The organism is Mesorhizobium sp. M0088 (assembly GCF_040322895.1).
Taxonomy (GTDB): Bacteria; Pseudomonadota; Alphaproteobacteria; order Rhizobiales; family Rhizobiaceae; genus Mesorhizobium.
The window spans coordinates 36,116-54,319 of record NZ_JAMYUI010000031.1 but is presented as its reverse complement, the minus strand read 5'-3'; the positions used below and the strand labels follow the sequence as shown (position 1 = coordinate 54,319).

Sequence of the window (18,204 nt, the reverse complement as noted above, 5' to 3'; positions counted from 1 at the left end):
TCGATATCAGAACGTGACAAGTCCATGCTGACTTATCTGCACCAGTGCCTGTCCAATCAGCTTTGATACCCGCGATTCACAGCCGAGTTTTTTCGGTGGAAAGAATCACAATTGACTCGAATCGAAAGAACGATTGTAGCGCATCTATAGGGAGAACAAAACGAGAAAACAAGAATGGTGCCCTGTGCAGCCATCCCGCTCAAAGCTGACCGAGTCGCCCCTCGATGAACCGGCGTTCCGCCGGTTGCCGGGTCAACTCGATCGCCCGCCGGTAGGAGGTCCTTGCCGCTTCGGTCAAGCCAAGCCTGCGCTGCATGTCTGCTCGCGCCGCGTGCGCCAGATGGTAGCCGTCCAGCCCGCCTTGTGCCATGACCGCCTCGATTTCCGCCAGTCCGGCCTGCGGGCCGTCGCGCATGCCTATGGCCGCGGCGCGGTTGAGTGCCACGACCGGTGAGGGGTCGACGCGGCCGAGCACATCGTAAAGCGCGACGATCTGTACCCAGTCGGTCTCCGCCGTGCCTGCCGCCTCGGCGTGGACGGAAGCAATGGCCGCCTGCAGGATATACGGTCCGATGCGGCGCGAGGCGATCGCCCGACCGATCAGGCCGTCGGCCTCGGCGATCAGCGAACGGTCCCACAGCGTGCGGTCCTGATCCTCCAGCAGGACAAGGTCGCCGCTGGCATTGACCCGCGTCGCGCGCCGCGCCTCGTGCAGCAGCATCAGGGCAAGCAGCCCTTGCGCCTCCGGCTGGTCGAGCAGTTCGACCATCAGCCGGCCGAGCCGGATCGCCTCGGCGCACAGGTCGGCCCGCGTCAGGTTCGGCCCCTCGGTGGCCGCGTAACCCTCGTTGAAGATCAGGTAGATCACCTGCAGCGCGCTCTCGAGACGCACCGGCAGGTCGGCGCGGTCGGGCACCTCGTAGGGGATCGCCTCGTCCCGGATCTTCGCCTTGGCCCGCACGATGCGTTGCGCAATGGTCGGTGTCGGCGTCAGATAGGCGCGGGCGATCTCTTCGGTGGTCAAACCACCCACTTCGCGCAGGGTCAGGGCGATGCGTGCATCCGGCGCCAGCGCCGGATGGCAGCAGACGAAGATGAGCCGCAATTCATCGTCCTGGATGTCTTCCGGCATGGCCGGCTCCCGTGTCGGCTCGGCCAGCGCCGTGAGTTCGGGCAGAGCCCCGGCCAGCCGTGCTTCCCGGCGCCAGCGATCGATGGTCCTGAAGCGGCCGGCCGAGACCAGCCAGGAATAGGGGTTGGCCGGCACACCCTGGCGCGGCCATTGCTCGGCGGCAGCAGTGAAGGCCTCATGCAAGGCCTCCTCCGCCGCGTCGAAACCGCCGAGCAGGCGGATCAAGGTCGCCAGCACGCGCCGCGCCTCGGTGCGGTAGGCCGCCTCCAGGGCATCGCGGGGGCTGGTGGTGCTCACAGGACCGGCGGCGGCTGGCTGAAGTCGACGACCGGGCGAACTTCGACAAAGCCGATCGTTGCCAGTGGATGGCCGCTCGCCACTCGCACCGCCTCGTTGAGATCGCGGGCCTCGATGACGATGATGCCGCCCAGGATCTCCTTGGTCTCCATGAACGGGCCGTCGACGGTCGACATCTTGCCGTCGCGGACCTGCACGGTCATTGCCTCCTCGGGCAGCACCAGGGCCTCGGCGGTTACGAAGTGGCCGCTGGCTTTGAGCACCTCGTCATATCCGGAGCACTCGGCCAGCACGGCATTGGCCTCCGGGCTGCCGCCGAACAATGTTTTGGGGTGGTAATAGATGAGACAGGCGTAACGCATGGTGGGTTTCCTTTTCCAGGATTGTCGAAAACTAGGGTTCTTGGGATCAGGCGTCGAGGATCGGCGCAAAGCCGCCATGGACCCGGCGCTGGTTGTCGTAGGGCATGGTGTCGGCATACATGCGCGGATCGGCAATCACCTTTTTCCAGGCGTCATCGCGCACCTGCTTCGACGGCCATTCGACCCAGGCATAGACGACGACCTCGTCGCCCGTCGCTTTCACGGCGCCACGGTAGTCGGTGACCTCGCCGTCGGGAACATCGTCGCCCCACGCTTCGACAACGCGGGTTGCGCCGTGTTCCTTGATCACCGCGGCCTGCTTCGTCGCTACGGCAAGGTAGGCCTGCTTGTTGGCGGCCGGCACCGGCACCAGCGAGCCATCGATATAGCCCGTCTTGCCGGTCGTGTTCAGGTCGATGAAGGGCGTGAAGCCACCGATGATCATGCGCTTGCCGTCAAAGGGCATGGAAGCGCCGATCTCCGCCATGCGCGGGTCGCTCATCATCGTCTGATAGGCCGCGTCCGCCGCCGCCTTGTCCGCGTATTCGTGCCATGAAAAGGTGATGACTTCATCCGGCTTTGCCTTCACGGCTCCCTTGAAGTCGGTGATCTTGCCGCCGGGCACGTCGTCGCCCCATCCTTCGACCATGCGGGTGGTGCCGAACTCCTTCAGCACCGATGCCACCTCGGCGACATGCCTGCGGTAAGCTTCCTTGTTGGCGGCGGGCACCGCGGCGACAAATCCTGCGATATAGCTCATTGCGTTTCTCCTATTGGCTGATGCCGTTTGACACTCTTGGCGTCTCGAAAGGTCCGAGAACGCCAATGGTCGAACGGCACGGCCTGGATTCGACATCGCTTCGAAATTTTTCTTCGAGGCGGTCGCAAACGCTGCTGCTGTCTATTCGGAAACCAGCCTGTCGCCCCAGTCCAGCCGCCGGGCCAGCTTGAAGTCGGCGCCATCGCGCTTGGTGAACAAGCGCTCGGCGGCGGTGCCGTCGTCCCGGCAAAGTTTGAGCAGAACCTTGCCGGAACCGGATTTCGGCGGCGCAAGAACCCGCGCCTGGTGCGATGTGAGTCCGTCGCGAGAAGCCGCGACATAGATGAATTTCTCATCTTCCCACGGCACGTCGGCGTCCTTGGCCAGCCGGTGCAGGCGCGAGCGGGCGACGCGGCGGGAAAAGTGGCACCAGTCGGGCGCGGTGAGCGGGCAGGGCGCCTGATGCGGGCAAGGCGCAAGCACATGCGCGCCCGCCTCGATCAGCTGCCGGCGCACGGCAAGGATGCGCTGCCAGCCGGCGGGGGTGCCCGGCTCGACCACAAGCAGCGTGTCGGCGGTGAGTTGCCAGAGGCGGTCGATGAGCTTCGGCAGTGATGCGGGAGCGATTTCGTCGAGCACATAGGCGCACGTGACCAGATCGGCCGGCTCGATGTCGGCAAGGTCGATGGTGGCATCACCGGCCAGCCATCTGGTCTGGGCGACAATTGTGTCGCCGGCAAGCGTCTCGCCGACTTTGCGCACCGCGGCACTGGCTTCGAACAACACTGCCTGTTCGAGATCGGGCCACAGGTCGGTCGTGGCCCAAAGCACCGTGCCAGGGCCGGCGCCGACATCGAGCAGGCTCCTGGGTTGAAAGGCGGGCTTTGCGTCGCTCAGCGCGTCGAGGCTGGCGCGGATCGCGGCATAGGTCGCCGGCAGCCGCGTCGCCAAATAGGCTTTCACGGCCAGATCCTCGGCCATGTGCAAACGGCCGTCGCGCAACTCGGCACGGTAACGGTCGGACAGCGTTTTTGCCGCTTGCTTGATTACCGCCAGCGGAATGTTTTCGAGCAGGCGCTCGACACCTTGGCGAAGGGAGGCCGGCAACTCCATCTCACGCGCCCCGCGGGACGAGAAGGATCACCGAAGCGCCGGCAATGCAGAGCGCGGCACCGGCAAGATCCCAGCGGTCGGGGCGAACGCCCTCCACCAGCCACAGCCAGCCAAGCGACGCCGCGATGTAGATGCCGCCATAGGCGGCGTAGGCGCGGCCGGCGGCTGACATGTCCACCAGCGCCAGCAGGAAGCCGAACAGGGCAAGCGAGGCGAGGCCGGGAAGAAGCCAAAGCGGCGACTTATCCAGCCGCCACCAGGCCCAGAACGAAAAGCAGCCGGCGATCTCGGCCAGAGCGGCGGCGGCATAGAGGACGTAGGTCATGAAAAAAAGGTCCCGCGACAGTCACGGGACCTTTTTCAGTGCAGGCGCCGGCAATGGCAAGCGGCAATGCTATTCCTGGTCGGCAACCTTGCGGCGGCGAGCCGGCTTGGCGGCCGGGCTCTTTTTGACGGGAGCCGTTTCACGATGCCCCATGTCGCGCATCTCAAGCGCTTTTTCGCATTTGGCCATGTAGTCGCGTGTCATCGGCAGCGTGTCGTTCTTCTTGGCGATCTGGATCTGGAAGATCACCAGATCCTGCCAGCGGAAGGCAGCTTCCGAGGCCGCCAGATAGAATTCCCACATGCGGCAGAAACGCTCGTCATAGATCGCCTTGGCCTTGTCGCGATTGGCGGCGAAGCGCACGCCCCAGTGCTTCAGCGTATCGGCATAGTGGAGCCGCAGGATCTCGACGTCGGTGACGACCAGGCCCGACTTTTCGATCGCCGGCATGACTTCCGAGAGCGAAGGGATATAGCCGCCCGGGAAGATGTATTTGCGGATGAAGGCGCTGGTCGCCCACGGTACGCCGGAACGGCCGATCGTGTGCAACAGCATCACGCCATCGGGCTTGAGCAGCGTCGCGCTCTTGTCGAAGAAGGTGCGGTAATGGTTGACGCCGACATGCTCGAACATACCGACCGAGACGATGCGGTCGAAACGCTCGTTGAGTTCGCGGTAGTCCTTCAGCTCGAAGTGCACACGGCTTTCCAGCCCTTGCGCGTGCGCCCGGTCGGTGGCTACGCCATGCTGCTCGGTCGACAGCGTCACGCCCTGCACGTCGACGTCGAACGCCTTGGCGAGGTAGAGGCCAAGCCCGCCCCAGCCGGAGCCGATGTCGAGCACCGTCTGGCCGGCCTTCAGCCGGAGCTTGGCGGCGATGTGGCGTTTCTTGGCGGCCTGCGCTTCGTCGAGCGTCATGTCCGGCTGCTCGAAATAGGCGCAGGAATATTGCATGTCCTCGTCGAGGAAGAGCCGGTAGAGGTCGCCCGACAAATCGTAGTGTCGCTGCACGTTGCGCCGCGAGCGCGAGGCGGTGTTGATCTGCTGCAGCCGGCGGAAGGCGTGGCGCAAGCCTTCGATGGCCTTCGACCAGGTGGCGTCGATGCCGCCGCTGCCCATGTTCTGGAAGGCGATGCGCATCACGCCCAGCACGCCGCCTTCGAGAATGTCGAGTTCGCCGTCCATGTAGGCTTCAGGCACCGCCAACATCGGATCGAAGGTGATGGCGCGCTCGGCATGCGGGGTCTTGATGTGCATGTGCACCGGTTCGCCGCTGCCGTCGCCGAAAACCACAGCCGAGCCCTTGGGACCGGTCACCTTGAGATTGCCGGTACGCACCAGGCGGTCGAGAACGCGCTTCAACAGGATATTCATGACCAATGTCCCCTCTCGGCCAGACAGGCTGCCTTGGCGCGTGACCGCGAAAATCGGTTCCGATTTCGCCGAAGATCTTGCGCCGAACCAAAGTCGCACAGCGTTGCTTTGCGCGGCCAAAGGACGCGCGACGCCATAGTCTGCAACAATATATAGGGGTTCGAAAAGTTCCATTTGGCACAAAAATGCCCGGGCGAGAGGCCCGGGCATTGGTCCAGCATGGCTGGATGACGGCAAAGTGATCGAAGCACGCTTCAATCGAGATCGGAGCGCAGCTTCAACCTCTTTGCTATGGATGATCAGGCGTTGTCTTCGCCGCCTTCAAACTCGGTGTTCGGATCGAAGAAGTTCTCCGGCCGGGCGTTGTCGTTGATGTCGTCGCCATAGATGGCTTCGGCGGTGGTCAGAGTCTCGCCCTTGGCCTGGCGCTCGGCTTCGTCGGCCGTGCGGGCGATGTTGAGCGTGACGGTGACCTCGACTTCCGGATGCAGCGCGATCGCCACATTGGTGACACCGATGGTCTTGATCGGCTGGTTGAGCAGGATCTGGTTGCGATTGATCGAGAAACCTTCCGCCGTCAGCAGATCGGCGATGTCGCGGGTCGAAACGGAACCGTAAAGCTGTCCGGTTTCGCCGGCGGAGCGAACGGCGATGAAGCTCTTGCCGTCGAGCTTTTCGGCGACCTGGGCCGCTTCCGATTTGCGCTCGAGGTTGCGGGCTTCGAGCTGGGCGCGCTGACCTTCGAACTTCTTCTTGTTGGCTTCGTTGGCGCGCAGCGCCTTACCCTGCGGCAGCAGGAAGTTACGGGCGAAGCCGTCCTTGACCTTGACGGTATCGCCCATCTGGCCGAGACGGGAAACGCGTTCGAGAAGAATGACGTCCATGGTTTTGTTCCTTCGGTTGGGCGCCAATCGATCGATGAGATCGACGCCGAATGTCTTGGGAACAGGTCAGGAAGCTTGAGCGCCTTTGGCGCTGGTGTCGCTGTCCTGCCTGTTGCGGCAGTTAGAGGTTTTGACCTCAACCCGGGATTTGATGTTCGGCCCTGCGGCGCCCGTCGCCGTGGGAGAAGAGCGGGCGGCGAACCGCCCGCATTTGAGATATTAGCGAACCACGTAGGGCAGCAGGCCGAGGAAGCGGGCGCGCTTGATCGCCTTGGCGAGTTCGCGCTGCTTCTTCTGGCTGACGGCGGTGATGCGCGACGGCACGATCTTGCCGCGCTCAGAAATGTAGCGCTGCAGCAGACGCACGTCCTTGTAGTCGATCTTGGGCGCGTTGGCGCCGGAGAACGGGCAGGTCTTGCGGCGGCGATGGAACGGGCGCCGGGTCGGGATCTGATTGATGTCGACCATTATTCTGCCCCCCCTTCAAAGCCTTCGCGCGGACGGCGCGGACCACGATCGGCACCAGCGTCGCCGAACGAGCGCGGCGGACGATCGCCACGGTCGCCGCGATCACGATCGCCGAACGAACGCGGACCACGATCGCCACGGTCACGGTCGCCGAAGCCGCCGCGTTCCGAGCGCTCTTCGCGCTTCTGCATCATGGCCGACGGGCCTTCCTCATGCGCCTCGACCTTGATGGTCAGGAAACGCAGCACGTCCTCGGACAGGCCCATCTGGCGCTCCATCTCGTTGAGCGCGGCCGCCGGGCAATTCAGGTCCATCAGCGTGTAGTAAGCCTTCCGGTTCTTGTTGACCCGGTAGGTGAGGGACTTCAGTCCCCAGTTCTCGACCCGGCCGACGGACCCGCCATTAGCGGAGATGACACCCTTGTACTGTTCGACAAGCGCATCGACCTGCTGCTGCGAGAGGTCCTGCCGGGCAAGAAACACATGTTCGTAAAGAGCCATTATGTCCTATGCCTTTCTTCGTTTCTCTCCCGGTTCCCGGCGGCAAAAGCCTCTGCAACTTCTCTGACCCGCAAACCCTCGAAGGGGCAGGGGGAAGAAAGGAGCATGACGAGACGGTCGAGAGCGGAGACACGGGAGGCGGAAGCACTTCCGGCTTCACACGAAGGTTCTGAAAAACCTCCGGCCCTCCGTTCAGCCCCCAGCAAGGACCGGCAGATTGCGGGCGTCTATACAGCAATCCGGCCGCAAAGCAAGCGCAAGCGGCATTCCCGTGTGTCATAGCCGATGATCGGGGAGCAGCAACGGTCGGAGTTGTGGTTTCCGGCAACCACGTCTTAACCACACCAGCAGGTTGTGTGGAGTTGAAGCCTGGCCATCAACGGTCGATTCATCATGGAAGGCGCAAAAGCCCGGACAACCGCGCAAAAGCGGCAAGCATTTCCGGGGGTAAGGATGCTTTTCAACAAATTCTGGCGCTCGAAGAGCGGCAATTTCACGCTTGTGCTGGGACTGGGTTTGCCGGTCATCCTGACGGCAGTCGCTTTCGCAACCGATGTCTCGACCCTTATGCGGGCCAAGAGCAATCTGCAGAACGCTCTCGATTCGGCAAATCTTGCTTCTTCGCACCTTGGCGATCTCGACATCACCCGCAATGACGCTTTCAACCGCTATTTCCAGGCCAACATCGTCGGTCATGGCGAGCTCGGCAATGCGCAGGCGACGCTGACTGTCGACAAGGGCGTCAACTTCGTCAAGACAAAGGCGGTTGCCTCGGCGGACGTCAATCTCAACTTCGCCTTCCTGTTCGGCGACAGCAAGCACATCGTGGTCGATGCCTCGGCGGTCGAATCGAACAACCAGCTCGAAGTCGTGCTGGTACTGGACAACACCGGCTCGATGGCCGGCGCGCGCATGACGGCGCTGAGGACGGCGACAAAATCGTTGCTCGACACGCTCGAAGCGGCGAAATCGCCGACGCGCAAGATCCGCGCCTCGCTGGTTCCTTTCGTGACGGCCGTCAACGTCAATGGCGACGGCTTCGACCCGTCCTGGATCGACATGGACGGCAAGTCCTCAACCAACGGCGTCAATTTTCCCGACATCGACGGCAAGCGGCCGAACCACATGGCGCTTTTCAAACAGCTCAAGAAGACCGGATGGACCGATGCCGGATGGAATGGCACCGGATGGAAGGGTTGTGTCGAGGCGCGGCCAGGCGCTTACAATATCTCCGACACGCCACCCGACACGGCCAAGCCCGACACGCTGTTCGTGCCGTACTTTGCACCGGACGATCCCGAAGACGCCCAAAAGCCGTCTGGCTCCTATGGCAATTCGGATAAATACTACAACAACTCCTATCTCAACGATGTCAGCGACAAAACCAGGCTTGCCCAGTCGGGCATCAACATCCTGGGCATCGATCTCAGCAACCTGCTCGGCAATCTCATCGAACTTCTGTCGCCCGATGACAGGGCTGCCAGGGAAAAGATCGCCAAATATGTTGCGCCCGCCAAGGAACTCATCACCGAGATCGGCTCTCCCATCACTATCGGTCCGAACCGTGCGTGTCCGACCCCGGTGGTCCCCCTGACCGACGATTTCGACAAGCTGCGCAAGGCTGCCAGTCAGATGACCGAGTGGAACGGTTCGGGCACCAATGTCTCCGAGGGCCTGTCATGGGGTATGCGGGTGCTGTCGCCCGCCGAGCCCTACACCGATGGAGCGCCGTGGAAGACGCCAGGCATCAGCAAGATCGTGCTGTTGCTCACCGACGGCGAGAACGTCGTCTATGGCGCCAGCCAACAGCCGACGAAATCTGACTACACATCGTATGGTTATCTGGCCGGCGGCCGTTTCGGATCAGATAACCAGACGACCGCTGCGCGCAATGTCGACGGCTGGACCAAAAACGTTTGCACGCAATTGAAGAACGAGGGCGTGCAAATCTACACCATGGTGCTGCAATCCGACACCGCAGCCAACCGCGCGCTTTACAGCGCCTGCGCTTCTGATCCGAGCGGCTATTATGCAGTTAACGATCCGACCAAATTGCCGGACGTTTTCCAGCAGATCGCCAACAAGTTCTCGAAGCTGCAATTGACGAACTGAACGCGCGATCCGACACAGACGAGCCTGAGGGATCGTTGGGCTCAACTCGTATGGGCGACAACTTTGTCCTTGTCGACCGTTTCGGGGAAGAAGTCAGGCGCTGCCTGACGCTTGCCGAACATCATATCGTACTGCAGCAGGCGGAAATCGCGGATCGCCGGATCGATCTCCTTCTGCCGCGCCCAATCGGGGGTGGCTTCGCCAGCCGGCGTCAGCAGAAGATTGCGGTCGACGACACGGTAGCGTTCGCTCATCTCGCCCAGGAAGCCGGTGTAGTATGGATGGCTGATCCCGGCCGTTTTCAGGATATGATAGGGCAGGAAGGCTGGGCTGACGGCACCCATCTGCTCAGCCGGCCCGGTGCGGTTCGACCAGATGACCAGCGGCGTCTCGTGATGCTCGAGAGCAGCCTCGGGCGACGCTTCCTTGCGCGGCGCGACGTTGTCCTTGAGGAAGCCGGTTTCGACATAGACCGGCCCCAGCGGCGGCAGATGGTCGCCGAAGAAGGCGATTACGGTGGGGCGGGAGCGTTTCTTGGCCCATTCGACGAGGCGTTCGAGGCCGCGATCGGCATCGGCTGAGCCCTCGGCGTAGCTGAGTAGCGATTCGCGCGCCCACTGGCTGATCGGCGCCTGCACCTTATGCGTGGGATTGTAATAGCGGTTCGGCTCGTAGGGACCGTGGTTTTGCAGGCTGACCGCAAAGAAGAACACCGGCTCGTCGCTGGCGTCGGCCTCGCTGATGATCTCGTCGGTCATCGCCGCATCCGATGCCAGTGGCCCGCGCTTTTGCATTGGCGGCAGCGTCTCTTCCGACTTGAAATCGTTGAAGCCGAAATCGGCATAGACCGCGCCACGGTTCCAGAACCAGTTGGTGCCGGGATGGATGGCGCGCGCCCGGTAACCCTGGCTCTTCAGGAAGGTCGCGAGCGAAGGCGTCGGCGTGCGCACATATTGCTGATAGGGGATGCTGCCTGCCGGCAGGAACGCGTTGGAGAAGCCGGTCAGCGCCTCGAACTCGATATTGGCGGTCATGCCGCCGAACTCCGGCGAGAACATCGAGCCCGAGCGCAGCGCCCGCACATTGGGGATTGGATCTGGCGTGATGGTGACGCCAGGCAACTTGGTCGGATCCCAGAAGGATTCGCTCATGACGATGATGATGTCCGGCTTCTCGGCCGGCACCGAGGCGGTCACATCAGGCCTGGCTATCGCTGCGATCGCCTTGTCGGAATAGCCCGGCGGCGCCGAGACATGCGCCATCGGCACGTTGAGGGCAAAGGCCAGCGCAAAGCCGTTGGAGGCATAGTTTTCCTTCTGGTCCCACATGATCGGGATGATCTGCAGCCGATCCCTGGTCCAGGAGAAGGTGGCGTAGTCCATGATCGAAACGAAGAAGGCGAGCAGCGGCACTGCCAGCGTCAGCCGCGCAAGGCGCCCCTTGCGGCTGAGTGCGGGAACCTTGCGGCGCCATAGCCGCCAGCCGTAGACGAGCAGCGACAGGCCGGCGACGATGCCGACGACCATGGCAAGCGCGGTCATCGGCCGTTCGCGTACCAAAAGCGGCAGCAGCGCGAAGATCTGGCGGGCATAGAGGAAATCGGTCGGATAGAGCGGATCGCCGAGATAGTGCGACTTCTGGTGACCGACGAAAGCAAGCGACAAGGTCAGCGGCGCGACGATCATCAGGCTCTGGTGGCTGCGGCCGAGCACCGCATCGAAGCCGATCAGGAGCAGCGCAAACACGACGATGGTGGTCCAGCCCGGCTTGAACGGCTGCAGGAAGAAGGAGATGGTTCCGGCAAAGTCGCCGCGCACGATCAGTTCGATGGCAAACACCAGGATAGCGGCGATCGCCAGGCTGATCAGCCCATAGCGCACGACCGGCCATCTCCTGCCCGGCAGATAGCCGGTGGAGGGGTCGTCTTCCAGGAACTGTGGCGCGGCCTTGCCGGTGCGTTTGTAACTCTTTGCCACTTTAACTTCCCCACCCGGCGACAAGCACGTCACTCGATTGTCATGGAATTGTCACGCAAAGCTAGCGCCTGTAACGGAAATAAGAAGAGCCAGCAAACGAATCGTGAGCGGTTTTCATCAGGAGTGATCGCCAAAAACCCTTTCGCAACAGGCACTCGGCGGACGAGGCTGCCGCCGGGCAGGGTCGAACCGGGCTTGACTTGGCGCCCCGCCATGCGTCACAGGCAAGAAAAACCCGTCTTCAGGCAAGCAAAACCAGCCCTTTGGAGCCCTCGCATGGCCGTTGCATTCACCTTTCCCGGACAAGGCAGCCAGGCGGTCGGCATGGGCAAGGATCTCGCCGACGCCTTCCCCGAAGCGCGCAGGGTCTTCCAGGAAGTCGACGATGCGCTCGGCGAAAATCTGTCGGAGCTGATCTGGGAAGGGCCGGAAGAGACGTTGACGCTGACCGCCAACGCGCAGCCGGCGCTGATGGCGGTGTCGCTGGCCGCGATCCGGGCGCTGGAATCGCGCGGCTTCTCGCTGAAAGGCAAGATCGCCTATGTCGCCGGTCATTCGCTGGGCGAATATTCGGCGTTGGCCGCTGCCGGCTTCGTTTCGGTTGCCGATGCCGCCCGGTTGCTGCGCATACGCGGCAATGCCATGCAGGCGGCGGTGCCGGCCGGCGAGGGCGCCATGGCGGCGATCATCGGATTGGAACAGGCCGATGTCGAAGCCGCTTGCGCGGAAGCCGCCAAAGGCTCTGTCTGCCAGATCGCCAACGACAATGGCGGTGGCCAACTGGTCATCTCCGGCGCCAAGGCCGCGGTCGAACTGGCCGCGAAACTGTGCACCGAGAAAGGCGCCAAACGCGCGCTGATGCTGCAGGTGTCCGCGCCCTTCCATTCCGCGCTGATGGCGCCGGCCGCGAACGTCATGGGCGAAGCCCTGGCCGGCGTGGCAAAGAACGCGCCGGTGGTTCCCGTCCTCTCCAATGTTACGGTCAGCCCGACCAGCGATCCAGACGAGATCGCCCGCCGCCTGGTCGAACAGATAACCGGCCGCGTGCGTTGGCGCGAGACGGTGGAATGGTTCGGCGCAAACGGCGTCACCACGCTTTACGAGATCGGCGCCGGCAAGGTGCTTTCAGGATTGGCGCGGCGCATCAACCGCGATGTCGCCACCGCGTCGGTCGGCACCGCGGCTGACGTCGAGGCGGCCATGGCGGCGCTTGCATAAAGCGTCATTTGATCCCATCCCTGTAAAGGGTGTTCTCTTCTCAATCAGGAGACAAAAATGTTCGAATTGACTGGCCGCAAGGCGCTCGTCACCGGCGCATCCGGCGGCATCGGCGAGGCGATCGCCAGGATGTTGCATGCGCAGGGCGCGATCGTCGGCCTGCATGGCACCCGCGTCGAGAAACTGGAAGCGCTGGCTAGCGAGCTTGGCGACCGGGTCAAGCTGTTCCCGGCCAATTTGTCCAACCGTGAGGAGGTCAAGGCGCTCGGCCAGAAAGCCGAAGCCGATCTCGAAGGCGTCGACATCCTGGTCAACAACGCCGGCATCACCAAGGACGGCCTGTTCGTGCGCATGTCGGATGCCGACTGGGACAGCGTGCTCGAGGTCAACCTGACCGCCGTGTTCAGGCTGACCCGCGAACTCACCCACCCGATGATGCGCCGCCGCCATGGCCGCATCATCAACATCACCTCGGTGGTCGGCATCACCGGCAATCCCGGCCAGACCAATTACTGCGCCTCAAAGGCCGGCATGATCGGCTTCTCCAAATCGCTGGCACAGGAGATCGCCACCCGCAACATCACCGTCAACTGCGTCGCTCCGGGCTTCATCGAATCGGCGATGACCGACAAGCTCAACGACAAGCAGAAAGAGGCGATCATGGCGGCGATCCCGACGCGGCGCATGGGCACCAGCGTTGAAGTCGCGTCCGCCGTCGCTTATCTCGCCTCCAACGAAGCCGCCTACGTCACTGGCCAGACCATCCACGTAAATGGCGGCATGGCTATGATTTGACGAGGTTCGGCAGCAACGCCGGCGGGTTGTGAAAAGAGACCATTTCGGCTTGGACCTCAGCTATTTTTCGTGTAATGCGGCCCGCAACCCGGCGGTTCGGGCAAAAACCGGTCCGTAGTCGTTGCGTTTCCGGCAGGACCATCTTTCAGCTTGATTAGCGGCATTCTGCCCGCTAACGAAGACAGACAAACAAAAGACGAGGATGCCCAAATGAGTGACACCGCAGAGCGCGTCAAGAAGATCGTCATCGAGCACCTTGGCGTCGATGCCGACAAAGTGACGGAGCAGGCGAGCTTCATCGATGATCTGGGCGCCGACAGCCTCGACACGGTCGAACTCGTCATGGCGTTCGAAGAAGAATTCGGCGTCGAGATTCCCGACGATGCGGCTGAGACCATCCTGACCGTTGGCGATGCCGTGAAGTACATCGACAAGGCTTCGGCCTGACGCTTTCCGCAGTCATCACCGGGGAGGACCTGCGATGAGGCGTGTCGTCGTCACGGGCCTTGGGTTGCTGTCGCCGTTCGGCATGGGCTTCGAGCACAGCTGGAAGGAGCTTCTGACCGGCCGCAGCGCTGCCAAGCGCATCACTGAGTTCGAGGTGGAGGATCTTGCCTGCAAGATCGCCCACGTCATTCCGCGTGGTGACGGCAGCAATGCCACCTTCAATCCCGAGGCCGTGCTCGAGCCCAAGGAACTGCGCAAGATCGGCGACTTCATCCTTTACGGGATTGCCGCCGCCGACGAGGCGCTGAAGGATTCCGGCTGGGAACCCAAGACGCATGAAGAGCGGTGTGCCACCGGCGTCCTGATCGGCTCCGGCATCGGCGGCATCGAGGGCATCGCCGAGAACGCGATGATCCTCAAGGAGCGCGGCCCGCGCCGCATCAGCCCTTTCTTCATCCCGGGCCAGATCATCAATCTCGTCTCCGGGCAGGTTTCGATCCGGCACGGACTGAAAGGCCCGAACCATGCCGTCGTCACGGCCTGTTCGACCGGCGCGCACGCCATTGGCGATGCTGCCCGGTTGATCATGTGGGGCGATGCCGACGTGATGGTCGCCGGTGGCGCCGAAGCGCCGGTGACGCGGCTGTCGATCGCCGGCTTTGCCGCATGCCGGGCACTGTCGACGGAACGCAATGATTCGCCGCAAACGGCGTCGCGACCCTATGATCGCGACCGCGACGGCTTCGTTATGGGCGAGGGCGCCGGCGTTGTCGTGCTCGAGGAGCTCGAACATGCCAGGGCGCGCGGCGCCAAGATCTATGCCGAGGTGACGGGTTATGGTCTCACCGGCGACGCGCATCACATCACCGCGCCCGCCGAGGATGGCGATGGCGCCTTCCGTTGCATGACGGCGGCACTGAACCGGGCCAAGTTGACGCCGGCCGATGTCGACTACATCAACGCGCACGGCACCTCGACCATGGCCGACACGATCGAGCTCGGCGCGGTCGAGCGGCTTGTCGGCAATGCCGCATCGAAGATTTCGATGTCGTCGACCAAGTCGTCGATCGGCCATCTGCTTGGGGCGGCGGGTGCCGCCGAAGCGATCTTCTCGATCCTTGCTATCAGAGACAATGTCGCGCCGCCGACCATCAACCTCGACAACCCGGAACGCGAAACCGCGATCGACCTGGTGCCGAACAAGCCGCGTGCCCGCCAGATCGACGTGGCGCTGTCCAATTCCTTCGGCTTTGGCGGGACCAACGCGTCGCTGGTCTTCCAGCGCTACAATGGCTGATCGTCCGGCTGCCGGGCGGCGCTTCGGCGTGCCGTCAATTTTGCCATATTCGCCCCTACTCTGCCGCTGGGGATTCGTTGGGCGATCAAACGGTAGGGCGAAATGAACACAAATCCGGCAGGCAACGGAGAATTCGGGCAACGGCCGCCGACATCCGGCCCGATCGTGCCGAAAACGGCCAGCGAAGCGTTGCGGCCGGAGGCTGGCACGCCGCCGCCGAAGCGCTCGCGTGCGTCACGCAGCCAGGTCGTCGTGTTCATGAACTTCGTCATCTCCTCGGTGATGCTGGTGGTTCTGGCGGCTGGCGTCGCGGTCTATTTCGGCAAGCAGGAATTCACCGAACCCGGACCTTCGGCCAATGGCGACACCTTCCTGGTCAAGCCGAGCACCGGCGTCCAGGATATCGCCGACCAGCTCGAACGCCGCGGGTTGATCAGCGACGCCCGGGTATTCCGCCTTGGCGTGCGGGCCTTCGGCAATGATTCCGCGCTGAAAGCCGGCGAGTACGAGATCAAGCCCAGGGCATCCATGCGCGATATCATGGAGCTTCTGAAGAGCGGCAAGTCGGTGATGTATTCGCTGACCATTCCTGAAGGACTGACGGTCGACCAGGCATTGCAGCGCATCGCCGAGGAGAATGCCTTGAGCGGCGACATGCCGGCAACCACGCCGCCGGAGGGCAGCCTCGCCACCGACACGCTGCGCTTCACGCGCGGAGCGACACGCCAGCAGATGGTCGATAAGCTGCTGGCGGATCAGAAGAAGCTGGTCGACGATGTCTGGCAGCGGCGCGCGCCTGACCTGCCGCTGGCCAACGTCGAGGAGTTCGTCACGCTGGCCTCGATCGTCGAGAAGGAGACGGGCAAGGGTGACGAGCGTTCGCGAGTTGCCGCCGTCTTCCTGAACCGGCTTGCCAAGGGCATGCGCCTGCAATCCGATCCGACCATCATCTACGGGCTGTTCGGCGGCAAGGGAAAGCCGGCGGACCGGCCGATCTACCAGTCGGACATCCAGAGACAGACGCCCTACAACACCTATGTGATCAATGGCTTGCCGCCGACGCCGATCGCCAATCCGGGTCGTGCAGCGCTGGAGGCGGTGGCCAATCCGTCGAAGACCGCCGACCTCTATTTCGTTGCCGACGGCACCGGCGGGCACGTCTTTGCCGCGACGCTGGACGAGCACAACGAGAACGTCGCCCGCTATCGCGCGTTGCTGAAGAAGCAGGCCGATGATGCCGCCAAAGCCGCCAAGACGACTGGCACCGGCGACAGCAAGGCCGTCAAACCCGCTGGCGGTGGGCCGGCTGACGGTGCCGACGACAGCGGCGGTGACGCGGGCGCTGCCCAGTAAATGAAGAAAGGCGTTGCCCGGCAGGCAACGCCCTGACATTTGGAAGAGCGCCGCGCGTCCGGTTTCGGCGCGCCTGCGGCGCAGTCTTTTTCAAGCCGCACTCGCTCTGTCCGGAAAGCCGGTTCAGGGCGATGTGCCAGGGACGTGTGGGCGATATGAATTTGCAGAGCATGACCGGTTTTGCACGTGCCGTCGCCGAGCACGAAGGCACCTCGATCGCCTGGGAGGTCAAGTCCGTCAACGGCAAGAGCGTCGAGGTACGGCTGCGGCTGCCGCAAGGCTTCGAGCGGTTGGAACCTGCTGTCCGGCAAATACTTCAGAAACGTTTTGCACGCGGCAATTTCCAGGCGACGCTGACCATCGGCCGTGCCGTTGGCGCGCAGGCGCAGCCGGTCGTCAACGAAGCCTTCCTGAAGGACCTTGCTGGGCTCGCCAAGCGGCTGCAGGAGCAATTCGGCGTTGCTGCGGCGACGTCGGATGGATTGCTTTCGCTGCGCGGCGTGCTCGACATTCCTGAAACCGTCGAAACCGAGGAGGCGAGGGCCACGCTCGATGCCGCGATCATGGCCGCGCTCGAAGTGGCCTTGAACGGGCTCGAACAGGCACGGCAGGGCGAAGGAGCCGCGCTGGCTTTGCTGTTGTCGGGTCATATCGACACGATCGAGGCGCTGACGCTGCGGGCAGAAGTTGATCCATCCCGCGAGACCGCGGTGATCCGCGAACGCATCGCCGAGCAGGTCAGGCTGCTGATGGACGCTTCCGCCAATCTGGATGCCACCCGACTGCATATGGAGGCGGCGTTCCTGGCCACCAAGGCCGATATTCGCGAAGAGATCGACCGGCTGAAAACGCATGTCGCATCCGGCCGGGCACTGCTGGTGGGCGGCGGCGCGGTCGGTCGCAAGCTCGATTTTCTGGCACAGGAATTTAACCGCGAATCGAATACGCTGTGTTCCAAATCGAATGCCGCAGCCATCACCGCGATCGGCCTGGACCTGAAGGCGGTGGTCGACCAGTTTCGTGAACAGATCCAGAATCTGGAGTAGCCGATGGTTGCCAAGGATTTGGGGTCCCGCATACGCCGCCGGGGCCTGATGCTCGTCCTGTCGTCGCCGTCCGGCGCCGGCAAGTCGACGATCGCGCGCAATCTTCTGGAAAGCGATTCCAGCCTCGAACTGTCGGTCTCGGTCACCACCAGGCCGCGCCGTGGAAGCGAGATCGAAGGCGTCCACTATCATTTTCGGACGATGCGCGAATTCGAGCGGCTTCGTGATTCCGACGCGCTGCTGGAGTGGGCCGAGGTGCATGGCAATTGCTATGCGACGCCGCGCGAACCGGCCGAACTGGCGCTGTCCGAGGGGCGCGACATGCTGTTCGACATCGACTGGCAAGGCGCCCAGCAGCTCAAGGAGAAGATGCGCGCCGACATTGTCTCGATCTTCATCCTGCCGCCATCGATGAAGGAGTTGAAGGCGCGGCTGAAACGTCGCGCTGAAGACCAGGAGGCGGTGATCGAGACGCGGCTGAAAAACGCCCGCAACGAGATCGAGCACTGGAAGGAATATGATTTCGTCATCGTCAATGATGACCTTGACCGCGCTTTCGCCGAAGTGCGCGGCATCGTCGTCGCCGAGCGGCTAAGACGCGACCGCCGGCCAGGCCTGTTCGATTTCGTCTCTGGACTGTTGGACGAGAAGACGGGCTGAGACCTCTTCCTTCGCCCCGTTCACGGGGAGAAGGTGGCCCGAAGGGCCGGATGAGGGACGGTTCTGGCATTTCAAGGTTCGTGCT

Annotated in this window: 18 protein-coding genes; 8 read left to right on the top strand and 10 right to left on the bottom strand. The window is 63.0% G+C overall.

The window, feature by feature from the left end:
* Window positions 1–199: 199 nt before the first annotated feature.
* The 9 genes from NKJ67_RS30020 to rpsF all read right to left on the bottom strand — a co-directional run bounded on the left by NKJ67_RS30020 (window position 200) and on the right by rpsF (window position 7,215).
* A complete protein-coding gene (locus NKJ67_RS30020; RefSeq protein ID WP_292138163.1) occupies window positions 200–1,429 on the bottom strand; it encodes an RNA polymerase sigma factor in 1,230 nt (409 codons plus the stop codon).
* On the bottom strand, window positions 1,426–1,791 hold the full coding sequence (locus NKJ67_RS30015) for a YciI family protein (protein WP_027037981.1): 366 nt from the start codon (window positions 1,789–1,791) through the stop codon (window positions 1,426–1,428). Before NKJ67_RS30015 ends, NKJ67_RS30020 begins: the two co-directional genes overlap by 4 nt.
* Before the next feature lie 46 nt (window positions 1,792–1,837).
* Complete coding sequence (locus tag NKJ67_RS30010; protein WP_127267849.1) at window positions 1,838–2,551, bottom strand: DUF1428 domain-containing protein; 714 nt, start codon at window positions 2,549–2,551, stop codon at window positions 1,838–1,840.
* 141 nt (window positions 2,552–2,692) lie between these two features.
* Window positions 2,693–3,664: a small ribosomal subunit Rsm22 family protein gene (locus NKJ67_RS30005; RefSeq protein ID WP_352584863.1), complete on the bottom strand. Its 972-nt coding sequence runs from the start codon at window positions 3,662–3,664 to the stop codon at window positions 2,693–2,695.
* A gap of 1 nt (window position 3,665) precedes the next feature.
* The gene (locus NKJ67_RS30000; protein WP_127322260.1) at window positions 3,666–3,989 is read right to left on the bottom strand and encodes a YnfA family protein; all 324 of its coding nucleotides are present in this window, start codon (window positions 3,987–3,989) and stop codon (window positions 3,666–3,668) included.
* Between the two features lie 69 nt (window positions 3,990–4,058).
* Window positions 4,059–5,363: a cyclopropane fatty acid synthase gene (locus tag NKJ67_RS29995; RefSeq protein WP_352584861.1), complete on the bottom strand. Its 1,305-nt coding sequence runs from the start codon at window positions 5,361–5,363 to the stop codon at window positions 4,059–4,061.
* A gap of 299 nt (window positions 5,364–5,662) precedes the next feature.
* Complete coding sequence (gene rplI, locus NKJ67_RS29990; RefSeq protein WP_023813757.1) at window positions 5,663–6,247, bottom strand: 50S ribosomal protein L9; 585 nt, start codon at window positions 6,245–6,247, stop codon at window positions 5,663–5,665.
* A gap of 219 nt (window positions 6,248–6,466) precedes the next feature.
* Window positions 6,467–6,715, bottom strand: coding sequence for a 30S ribosomal protein S18 (rpsR, locus tag NKJ67_RS29985; RefSeq protein WP_006203718.1), 249 nt, complete (start codon window positions 6,713–6,715; stop codon window positions 6,467–6,469).
* A complete protein-coding gene (gene rpsF / locus NKJ67_RS29980; protein WP_013532520.1) occupies window positions 6,715–7,215 on the bottom strand; it encodes a 30S ribosomal protein S6 in 501 nt (166 codons plus the stop codon). Before rpsF ends, rpsR begins: the two co-directional genes overlap by 1 nt.
* A 453-nt stretch (window positions 7,216–7,668) precedes the next feature.
* Here rpsF and NKJ67_RS29975 point away from each other — a divergent pair, with 453 nt between their 5' ends.
* Window positions 7,669–9,327, top strand: coding sequence for a pilus assembly protein TadG-related protein (locus tag NKJ67_RS29975; RefSeq protein WP_352584858.1), 1,659 nt, complete (start codon window positions 7,669–7,671; stop codon window positions 9,325–9,327).
* A gap of 41 nt (window positions 9,328–9,368) precedes the next feature.
* Here the strand turns inward: NKJ67_RS29975 and NKJ67_RS29970 are convergent, their stop codons facing one another.
* Window positions 9,369–11,327: an LTA synthase family protein gene (locus NKJ67_RS29970; protein WP_502905250.1), complete on the bottom strand. Its 1,959-nt coding sequence runs from the start codon at window positions 11,325–11,327 to the stop codon at window positions 9,369–9,371.
* Window positions 11,328–11,579: 252 nt separating this feature from the next.
* Between NKJ67_RS29970 and fabD the strand changes: the two genes are divergently transcribed.
* The 7 genes from fabD (at window position 11,580) to gmk (ending at window position 18,119) form a co-directional block, all read left to right on the top strand.
* The gene (gene fabD, locus NKJ67_RS29965) at window positions 11,580–12,521 is read left to right on the top strand and encodes an ACP S-malonyltransferase (protein WP_352584854.1); all 942 of its coding nucleotides are present in this window, start codon (window positions 11,580–11,582) and stop codon (window positions 12,519–12,521) included.
* Between the two features lie 57 nt (window positions 12,522–12,578).
* Window positions 12,579–13,316, top strand: a complete 738-nt coding sequence (gene fabG / locus NKJ67_RS29960; RefSeq protein WP_127271122.1) for a 3-oxoacyl-[acyl-carrier-protein] reductase — start codon at window positions 12,579–12,581, stop codon at window positions 13,314–13,316.
* 210 nt (window positions 13,317–13,526) lie between these two features.
* The gene (locus tag NKJ67_RS29955) at window positions 13,527–13,763 is read left to right on the top strand and encodes an acyl carrier protein (RefSeq protein WP_006203723.1); all 237 of its coding nucleotides are present in this window, start codon (window positions 13,527–13,529) and stop codon (window positions 13,761–13,763) included.
* Between the two features lie 34 nt (window positions 13,764–13,797).
* Window positions 13,798–15,060, top strand: a complete 1,263-nt coding sequence (fabF, locus tag NKJ67_RS29950) for a beta-ketoacyl-ACP synthase II (RefSeq protein WP_127273339.1) — start codon at window positions 13,798–13,800, stop codon at window positions 15,058–15,060.
* Window positions 15,061–15,162: 102 nt separating this feature from the next.
* A complete protein-coding gene (mltG, locus tag NKJ67_RS29945; RefSeq protein ID WP_352584852.1) occupies window positions 15,163–16,413 on the top strand; it encodes an endolytic transglycosylase MltG in 1,251 nt (416 codons plus the stop codon).
* A gap of 155 nt (window positions 16,414–16,568) precedes the next feature.
* Window positions 16,569–17,459, top strand: coding sequence for a YicC/YloC family endoribonuclease (locus tag NKJ67_RS29940; protein WP_256745642.1), 891 nt, complete (start codon window positions 16,569–16,571; stop codon window positions 17,457–17,459).
* Window positions 17,460–17,462: 3 nt separating this feature from the next.
* A complete protein-coding gene (gene gmk / locus NKJ67_RS29935; RefSeq protein WP_013532512.1) occupies window positions 17,463–18,119 on the top strand; it encodes a guanylate kinase in 657 nt (218 codons plus the stop codon).
* Window positions 18,120–18,204: the final 85 nt, after the last annotated feature.